The organism is Caballeronia choica (assembly GCF_001544535.1).
GTDB classification, from domain to species: domain Bacteria; phylum Pseudomonadota; class Gammaproteobacteria; order Burkholderiales; family Burkholderiaceae; genus Caballeronia; species Caballeronia choica.
This window is the reverse complement of sequence record NZ_FCON02000245.1, coordinates 1-7,215: the sequence shown is the minus strand read 5'-3', so window position 1 is coordinate 7,215 and position 7,215 is coordinate 1. Positions and strand designations below refer to the sequence as shown.

Sequence of the window (7,215 nt, the reverse complement as noted above, 5' to 3'; positions counted from 1 at the left end):
GACACTCCCCCGGTTGGACCACTCCGAGGGAGCGGTCTAGCGGCGCATGGCAAGGATTGGCGTTGTGAAGCTGCTTTCTTTGCTTACTTTCTTTGCAGCAGCAAAGAAAGTGAGTCCCGCCCCGGACAGGGGCAGAGCAAATAAACCGACATGAATACAAGTTCCATGGGAGCCTGAGCGCATCAAACGGTGTAACCCCAACCCAACCCAACCCAACCCAACCCAACCCAACCCAACCCAACCCAACCCAAGCGCCAGCGGCATCCAAACCCCAAGCGCCAGCGTCCACCCCTAGACCATGACAAATCCCCGCCGCATGCCAAGCATCACGGCTTCGGTCCGATTGGTCGCGCCGAGCTTGCCGAAGATCGACGAAAGGTGAAACTTCACCGTGTTATCCGAGATGTCGAGTTGCCGTGCGATCTCCTTGTTGCCGAGCCCTTCGGCGAGCATCGCGAGCACTTCGATCTCCCGCGACGTGAGCGCGTAGAACGGTGCGTCGCTTGCACTCTGACGCAGCGGCTTGCGCGCCCCCAGAACCCTCCCGAACACGTCCCGCGCCAGCACGCAAAGGCCCGCAGCCGTTGCTTCGATCGATGCGACGATTTCAGCCTGCGGCGCATTGCGCGGCAAGATCGCGACGGCATCGCCCGGCAGGACATCCAGGACCCAGTCGAGGTCCGGTTCATCGGTCAGCAGGACGAACGCCGATGGCGCAAATCCGACGTCGAACGGGGGCGGGGGCGAGTCGCTCGCGGACGGCTCCAGGTCGATCACGAGCACATCGATGGCCGCGCCGGCGAGCCGATCGGCAAGGGCGGCTGCGTCGACTGCGCCGCCCGCAAACGCGATTGCCGGACTCGATTCGGCGAGCGCTTGCAGGCTCGCACGCACCTGCGGCGATTCGGCGATCACCGCGACCCTGAGCGGTCCGGTCTGCGCTGTTTGTGCAAGGCGTGCCATCGGTTCATCCGGCATGTGACCGGCCCGCCGGCGTCAGCGGCACGCGTTCCGTTGCGGGCGCTCGCCGACCATCACCGCACACTCGACACGCTCGCCGCCCCGGATCAACCCGATCTTCAACGGCTTCCCGATGCTCACGGCACCGATCGCGGCGTGCAGTTCGCTCATGTCGCCGCAAGCCTTGCCGTCGATGTCGACCAAGACGTCGCCGATGAGAACGCCGGCCGCCTCCGCCGGGCCGTCCGGAGCAATTGAATTAACAAGCAATCCACCTCGCGACGAAAGCTTCATCTTCTCGATCCACGCATCCGGGAGGCTCACTTGCTGCGTGCCGACGCCGAGATAGCCGCGCGAGACGCGCCCTTTCGCCAGCAGTTCATCGGCGACGCGCTCCACGGTCGCGTGCGGAATCAGCATGCCGACGCCGCGCGCGAACGCAGACGTGCAGATGCCGACGACCTGTCCGCGCATGTCGGCGAGCGCCGCGCCGGAGAAGCCCGGATGCAGACCGCCGTCGAGCTGGACGAACGCGTCGAGCTGGCCGCCGCGCCAGGTGCGCCACGGACCGCCGACGCTCCCGATCACGCCGAAATCGGCATGCGTACTCGCCCCGTCGCCGCGCGCCACCGCGAGCACGAGATGGCCTGGCCTGAGTCCGCGCGCATCGCCGGATTCGGGCGGCGCCAGCTCGACGCCGTCGAGCTTCAGCACGGCGACATCGGTGCCGGCGTCGCGCCCTGCGAGGACCGCGCCGACTTTGCGTCCATCGGCGAGCGTGACTTCGATTCCGTCGTCGCGCCGCAGCGTGTGCGCCGCCGTGACGACGACGCCCTGGCGCCAGATCACGCCACTCGACGGAATGCGGCGCCGGCCATGAATCGCGACGACGCTTTGCCCGACCCGCTCGACGATATTCGCGAGACCGTCGGAGAGTTCGAGCAACCGGTTTCCTTCAGACGATGCGCTCTGCATGATGAATCCCCTGCCGTTGGCGACACGAACCGCTCGTGTCTCACGCTGCCCGTTTCGCATCTTCCCTCAAGGGATGCGGTACGTTCGGGTTCAGAATGACAGAACGGCGCGGGACGCACACCACCCGAAAGGGTAGCGCCGGCTATCCGAGGAAAACGTAGTTGGCGCGATAGGGGACCCGGCTTTCCTGTCCCTCCTGCGTGCACGGTTCAGCAGGCGCGGCGCCGCCCTGCGTCTTCAGCCGCTGGACGTAGCGCACGGATGCCAGAAGTCCAGGACCACCGGTGCTTGTCGCCTGCAACAGGAGCAGCGCAATGCTGCCGGCCTCGGCAGTGTTCGCCGCTTGCTGCAGTACCTTGCCTGTGATCTTGCTGCCGTCGGTCGCCTCCCAGGTCGGACCCGCGTAGTGCTTGACGACGAGCTTGTGGGACGAATCGTAGAGATCGGCTTGCGGGCCTTTCAACGCCCACGCCAACTGACTGTTCTGATCGCGCTTGCACACGTAGACCTGCACGCCGGTTGCGGACAGCGAGGCGATGGTCTGCTGCGCATCGGCGGGCTGGAGCGAGGGCGGTGCCGGCCTCTGCGAAGTCGTGGCGCAAGACGCCAGCAAGAGTCCGAGGACCAGTGCGAGGGGTGAGGCTCTGCGAGTCTTGTCGTGAGCGCGGGACATGGGCTGGGCAACTCCATCCAGACATCGACGATCCATCGATGTCCAAGGAAAAAATCATGCAACGCTTCGATTGCGAAGCGGGTCACCCGCTGCTTGAAAGTCGAGCGGATGCTGCGCGGCGACCGCATCAACGCGGACATCGACATCAATCAGCCAGCGAAAAACCTCGTCGCTTGCTTTGACGAAGTTATAGGCGCTAACAAGCGGGTTGTCCATTCGATCCAAGGCATTCGTCATGCGTGGAGTTCGATGCCGGCAGTCATGGCTCGCGCGTTGGCCGACCCTTACGCCAACGCCCACGTCACTGCCGCCTGCGCATGCAACGTGGTGGTGTCGAACACCGGCAGCGCGACATCGTCGGGTCCGATCAACATCGCGATCTCGGTGCAGCCGAGGATCACGCCGCCCACGCCCTGCGCCTCCATGCCGGCGATGATGCGCTGGTACTCGACGCGCGACGCATCGCGCACGATGCCGTGGCAAAGCTCGTCGTAGATGATCTGATGGACGAGCGCGCGCTCCGGCGCCTTGGGCACCACCACTTCGATGCCATGCCGGTCCTGCATGCGGCCTCGATAGAAATCCTGCTCCATGGTGAAGGCCGTCCCGAGGAGGCCGACGCGATCGATGCCCGCATCGCGCAACGCTTGTGCAGTCGGGTCGACGATATGCAGGAACGGAATCTCCAGCTCCGCTTCGACGGCAGGCGCCACGCGATGCATGGTGTTCGTGCAGAGCAGCACGACATCCGCGCCCGCCGCCTGTACCTGCAACGCGGCATCTTTCATGCGCGAGGCGAGTTCGTCCCAGCGTTGCTCATGCTGCAAGGCCTTGATCTCTTCGAAGCAGACCGTGACCATCACGCTGCGCGCGTTGCGGTGGCCGCCCAGCCGCGCTTTCATATCCTGGTTGATCACGCGGTAATACTCGGCGGATGATTCCCAACTCATGCCGCCGATCAGTCCAATCGTTTTCATGCTGATCTTCCTTGAGCGCGTTCGTCATTGTCTGTGTGGTGAATATAGCAGGGCTACTGCCGATGTCGCTCGCGAGCCGTCCGATGCCGCGACGGCAACTCGCATTCATGCGATCATGCTTCCCAGCAGAGTTGGGAGACACGCCGATGACCGCATCAGCCGCCGTATTCGCCATTCTCGTCGCGCTTCTTTTGGGCGCGATGATCCCCGGTCCGAGCTTCGTGCTCGTCGCGCGCAATGCGATCAGCCTGTCGCGGCGCGATGGTCTCGCCACCGCGCTCGGAATGGGCGTCGGAGGGATCTTCTTTGGGAGCATCGCGCTCGCCGGACTTTATACGTTGCTCGTCGCCGTCGAGTGGCTCTACATTGCGCTGAAGGTCGCGGGCGGCGTCTATCTCATCTTCATCGCGTCGAAAATCTGGCGGGGTGCGTCGCAGCCGATGTCCGTCGACGAAGGCACGGCCACGCACAACCGCAACGCAAGCAAATCGTTCTGGATCGGCCTGACGACGCAACTCAGCAATCCGAAGACGGCGATCTGGTACGGAAGCATCTTTGCTGCATTGCTGCCGCAGCATCCGCCGCTCTGGTGCTATTTCGTGTTGCCTCCGCTGGTGTTCGCGATAGAAAGCGGGTGGTACACGATTGTCGCGCTGTGCTTTTCGAGTCGTCGTCCGCGTGAGATCTATCTGCGGGCAAGGCGCTGGGTTGATCGCATCGCGGCAGGCGCCATCGCGGCGCTCGGCCTTCGGCTGATTCTCGCAGCGGGGAAGACCGGGATCTGACGCGGCCGAAGGGCGCGAACACCAGCAAGTTCAGCCGCGCATCGACCCGGGCGATTGCTGCCCGAACTTCCTGCGCGCGAGGGGCGTGAGTACGCCGAGAAAGAACAGATCGAGTGCCTTCTCCAGTGCCTCGCGGGGTCCGAGGCCCGTGCGTGCCAGCATCCCCGTGTCGTGCACGCCGCGTGCGACCTGTAGCCAGTATTCGGCGAGAAAGGTCACGTCGATGTCGGCGCGGATCATCCCCTGTTCGATGCCGACACTCAGCACGCGGCCAAACACCGTCGGGATGTTGCGCTCCTTGATCGCCTGAATCTCGCCGAAGAGGTGCGGTGCGAAACGGTTGAGGTCCTGCAGGAAGTCGGGCGACATGACGCCCACGTGATCCGCAACGACACGCAACAACGCTCCGAGCTTCTCCGGAAACCGCCCCGGTCCATCGAGAATGGCGGTCACCTGACGGCGGATGGACACACCGGTCGCCGCGATGATCGCGGCGACCATCGCGTCTTTCGACGGGAAGTGCACGTAGAGCGTCTTCTTGCTCATGCCGAGCGCGAGCGCGAGCCGGTCCATCGTGAGCCCGCTGTAGTGCTCGCGTAACAGGATCTCGCGAGCGGCTGCGAGAATGGTTCCTGACGGCCCTTCATCGAAGTCGACCGTGGGAAAGGGCGGCGGCGATGGTGCGATTTTCGAATCCTCCTGTGGTCTGCTGCGCATGGCTCGCGCTCACTGCTGCGCCAGCGCCGCGGCGAACGATCCGCCGCCGAGCGACTGGAAGAGCGCTGCCGTATCGCTGAAGCGGTCCGCTTGCGCGCGCGTTCGATCGAGCGCGGTCTGGAGCGCCTGCCGTTGCGTGTCGAGCAAGCCGAACTGGCTGACCCCGCCCGCCGCATATTGTGCATGAGCGATGTCGAAGCTCGCCTGCGCCTCCTGCGCGGCGGTGTCGCGCGCCTGGAGTTCGTGCGCGTCGTTCTGCAAGGCAGTCAGCGTGTCCGCGACCTGTTGAAGCGCCTGCAATACCGTTTGCTGATAACCGGCGAGCGCCGCATCATACGCGGCCTGCGCCGAACGCTTCTTCGCCCGCAGTTCACCGCCGTGGAAAATCGGCTGCGTGAGATTCAGACCAATGTTCCAGATGTTCAGTCCATTCACGATGTCCTGTATGTTTGTGCGCTCCGAGCCGATTCCCGCCGAGAGAGAAAATTGCGGATACAGATTGGCCGTCGCCACGCCGACATTTGCGCTCGCCTGATGCAGCAGCGCCTCGGCCGCGCGGATGTCGGGGCGCTCGCGGGCGAGCGTCGACGGCAAAGTGAGCGGCACGTCGTCCGGCAGATGAAGCGAGTCGAGCGTGAGCGCGTCGAAGCTCGCATTCGATGGCGCGACACCGAGGAGGATCGCGAGTTGATGATCGGCCTGTGCGAGTTGCGTTGCGAGCGGCGGGAGCGAGGCGCGTGTTTGTGCAAGGAGCGTGCGCTGGCTGCGCACATCGAGTTGAGACACGCCCCCGACCGCATGGCGCGCCTCGACGATGCCGAGCTGCTGCGCCTGAAGGTCGACGAGGCGCTGCGTCAGCGTGATCTGCTGTTTCAGCGAAGCGCGGCGCACGGCGGTGGCGACCACGTTGCCGGCGATTGAAAGCCGTGCGGCTTCGAGCTGGAAGCTTTCGTAGTCGACTTGGGCCAGCGTCGCTTCGAGCGCGCGACGGTTGCCGCCGAAGATGTCGAACACGTAGGAGACGCTGACCGAAGCGTTGATCAAAGAGAACGGTCCGGGGTTTGTCACGTGCGGAATGCCGAATGCGGCGAGATCGACCTGTTGGCGTGAGGCGGAGATCTTTGCGTCGACGCTCGGGAACTGCGTGGCGCCGGCCTGTGCGTTGTAGTTTTCTTGCGCTTCGAGCAGCTTTGCGCGGGCTTGGGCTAGCGTCGGGCTATGTTGCAGCGCTTCGTCGACGAGATGATCGAGTGCCTCGGAGTGGAATCGTTTCCACCACGTGGGCGTTGCGTGTTCCGCGGCGGTGAAGGTCTGCGTCGCGCCGGATGCCGATACCGTCGGCGCGGGAGACGCGTCGGGCGTGTAGGTTTGCGTGTCGGGTGCCGCGGGCGACTGGAAGTCGGGGCCGACTGCGCAACCGCATAGCGCTAGGACGGATAAAAGGATGAGTGGTTTCATGGCAGGGGTTTCGGGGGTTTGGTGTTGTTGTTTACACCGTTTGATTTTGTTGCGCTTCTATGGAACTTGCTCGGGTTTTGGTTTATTAGCTCTGCCCCTGTCCGGGGCGGGACTCACTTTCTTTGCTGCTGCAAAGAAAGTAAGCAAAGAAAGCAGCTTCCCACCGCCAATACTTGCCGTGCGCCGCCAGACTGTTCCCTCGGAGTGGTCCAACCGGGGGAGTGTCGTTAGCGGGGTTTCACCGTTGTTGGCATGTAGAAAAGGCGCGCACGTCGCACCGCTATACGAAGTGGACCAGCAGTCATACATCCGGCCTCGCGCTACGCGCTCACTCGTCAGGCAAAACCAACACCACTCGCTATCGCTATATCACCATCCTACGTTCGCGCTTGCTGACGCTTCAATTCACACCGTTAGCAGACCTGGCGTCGGGCACGCAGTGCCAGGACGGATGAATGACTGCTGATCCACTCCGTATAGTGGTGCGACGTGCGCGCCTTTTCTACATGCCAACAACGATGAAACCCCGCTAACGACACTCCCCCGGTTGGACCACTCAGACATAACGGGCTAGCGGCGTATGGCAAGCATTCGCGGTGGGAAGCTGCTTTCTTTGCTTACTTTCTTTGCAGCAGCAAAGAAAGTGAGTCCCGCCCCGGACAGGGGCAGA

Annotated in this window: 8 protein-coding genes; 1 reads left to right on the top strand and 7 read right to left on the bottom strand. The window is 63.6% G+C overall.

Annotated elements, in window-relative coordinates:
* Positions 1-291 precede the first annotated feature (291 nt).
* The 5 genes from AWB68_RS41185 to AWB68_RS41165 form a co-directional block, all read right to left on the bottom strand.
* The gene (locus AWB68_RS41185) at positions 292-963 is read right to left on the bottom strand and encodes a helix-turn-helix transcriptional regulator (RefSeq protein WP_125483227.1); all 672 of its coding nucleotides are present in this window, start codon (positions 961-963) and stop codon (positions 292-294) included.
* Between the two features lie 33 nt (positions 964-996).
* Positions 997-1,935 (bottom strand): S1C family serine protease, encoded by a 939-nt coding sequence (locus AWB68_RS41180; RefSeq protein WP_087649904.1) that lies wholly within the window; start codon positions 1,933-1,935, stop codon positions 997-999.
* Between the two features lie 142 nt (positions 1,936-2,077).
* The gene (locus AWB68_RS41175; RefSeq protein ID WP_087649903.1) at positions 2,078-2,608 is read right to left on the bottom strand and encodes a DUF3455 domain-containing protein; all 531 of its coding nucleotides are present in this window, start codon (positions 2,606-2,608) and stop codon (positions 2,078-2,080) included.
* 54 nt (positions 2,609-2,662) lie between these two features.
* Positions 2,663-2,845, bottom strand: coding sequence for a hypothetical protein (locus AWB68_RS41170; RefSeq protein WP_087649902.1), 183 nt, complete (start codon positions 2,843-2,845; stop codon positions 2,663-2,665).
* 47 nt (positions 2,846-2,892) lie between these two features.
* Positions 2,893-3,585 (bottom strand): aspartate/glutamate racemase family protein, encoded by a 693-nt coding sequence (locus tag AWB68_RS41165; RefSeq protein ID WP_087649901.1) that lies wholly within the window; start codon positions 3,583-3,585, stop codon positions 2,893-2,895.
* A gap of 146 nt (positions 3,586-3,731) precedes the next feature.
* Here AWB68_RS41165 and AWB68_RS41160 point away from each other — a divergent pair, with 146 nt between their 5' ends.
* Positions 3,732-4,370: a LysE family translocator gene (locus AWB68_RS41160; RefSeq protein WP_087649900.1), complete on the top strand. Its 639-nt coding sequence runs from the start codon at positions 3,732-3,734 to the stop codon at positions 4,368-4,370.
* A 30-nt stretch (positions 4,371-4,400) separates the two neighbouring features.
* Here the strand turns inward: AWB68_RS41160 and AWB68_RS41155 are convergent, their stop codons facing one another.
* Both AWB68_RS41155 and AWB68_RS41150 read right to left on the bottom strand, forming a co-directional pair.
* Positions 4,401-5,087, bottom strand: a complete 687-nt coding sequence (locus tag AWB68_RS41155; RefSeq protein ID WP_087649899.1) for a TetR/AcrR family transcriptional regulator — start codon at positions 5,085-5,087, stop codon at positions 4,401-4,403.
* Positions 5,088-5,096: 9 nt separating this feature from the next.
* Positions 5,097-6,545: an efflux transporter outer membrane subunit gene (locus AWB68_RS41150; protein WP_087649898.1), complete on the bottom strand. Its 1,449-nt coding sequence runs from the start codon at positions 6,543-6,545 to the stop codon at positions 5,097-5,099.
* Positions 6,546-7,215 lie beyond the last annotated feature (670 nt).

What these genes read in the sequence shown, in the direction of transcription:
- AWB68_RS41150 (WP_087649898.1), bottom strand. Translation starts at nt 6,545, where the DNA reads ATGAAACCACTCATCCTTTTATCCGTCCTAGCGCTATGCGGTTGCGCA.
- AWB68_RS41155 (WP_087649899.1), bottom strand. Translation starts at nt 5,087, where the DNA reads ATGCGCAGCAGACCACAGGAGGATTCGAAAATCGCACCATCGCCGCCG.
- AWB68_RS41160 (WP_087649900.1), top strand. Translation starts at nt 3,732, where the DNA reads ATGACCGCATCAGCCGCCGTATTCGCCATTCTCGTCGCGCTTCTTTTG.
- AWB68_RS41175 (WP_087649903.1), bottom strand. Translation starts at nt 2,608, where the DNA reads ATGTCCCGCGCTCACGACAAGACTCGCAGAGCCTCACCCCTCGCACTG.
- AWB68_RS41165 (WP_087649901.1), bottom strand. Translation starts at nt 3,585, where the DNA reads ATGAAAACGATTGGACTGATCGGCGGCATGAGTTGGGAATCATCCGCC.
- AWB68_RS41180 (WP_087649904.1), bottom strand. Translation starts at nt 1,935, where the DNA reads ATGCAGAGCGCATCGTCTGAAGGAAACCGGTTGCTCGAACTCTCCGAC.
- AWB68_RS41170 (WP_087649902.1), bottom strand. Translation starts at nt 2,845, where the DNA reads ATGACGAATGCCTTGGATCGAATGGACAACCCGCTTGTTAGCGCCTAT.
- AWB68_RS41185 (WP_125483227.1), bottom strand. Translation starts at nt 963, where the DNA reads ATGGCACGCCTTGCACAAACAGCGCAGACCGGACCGCTCAGGGTCGCG.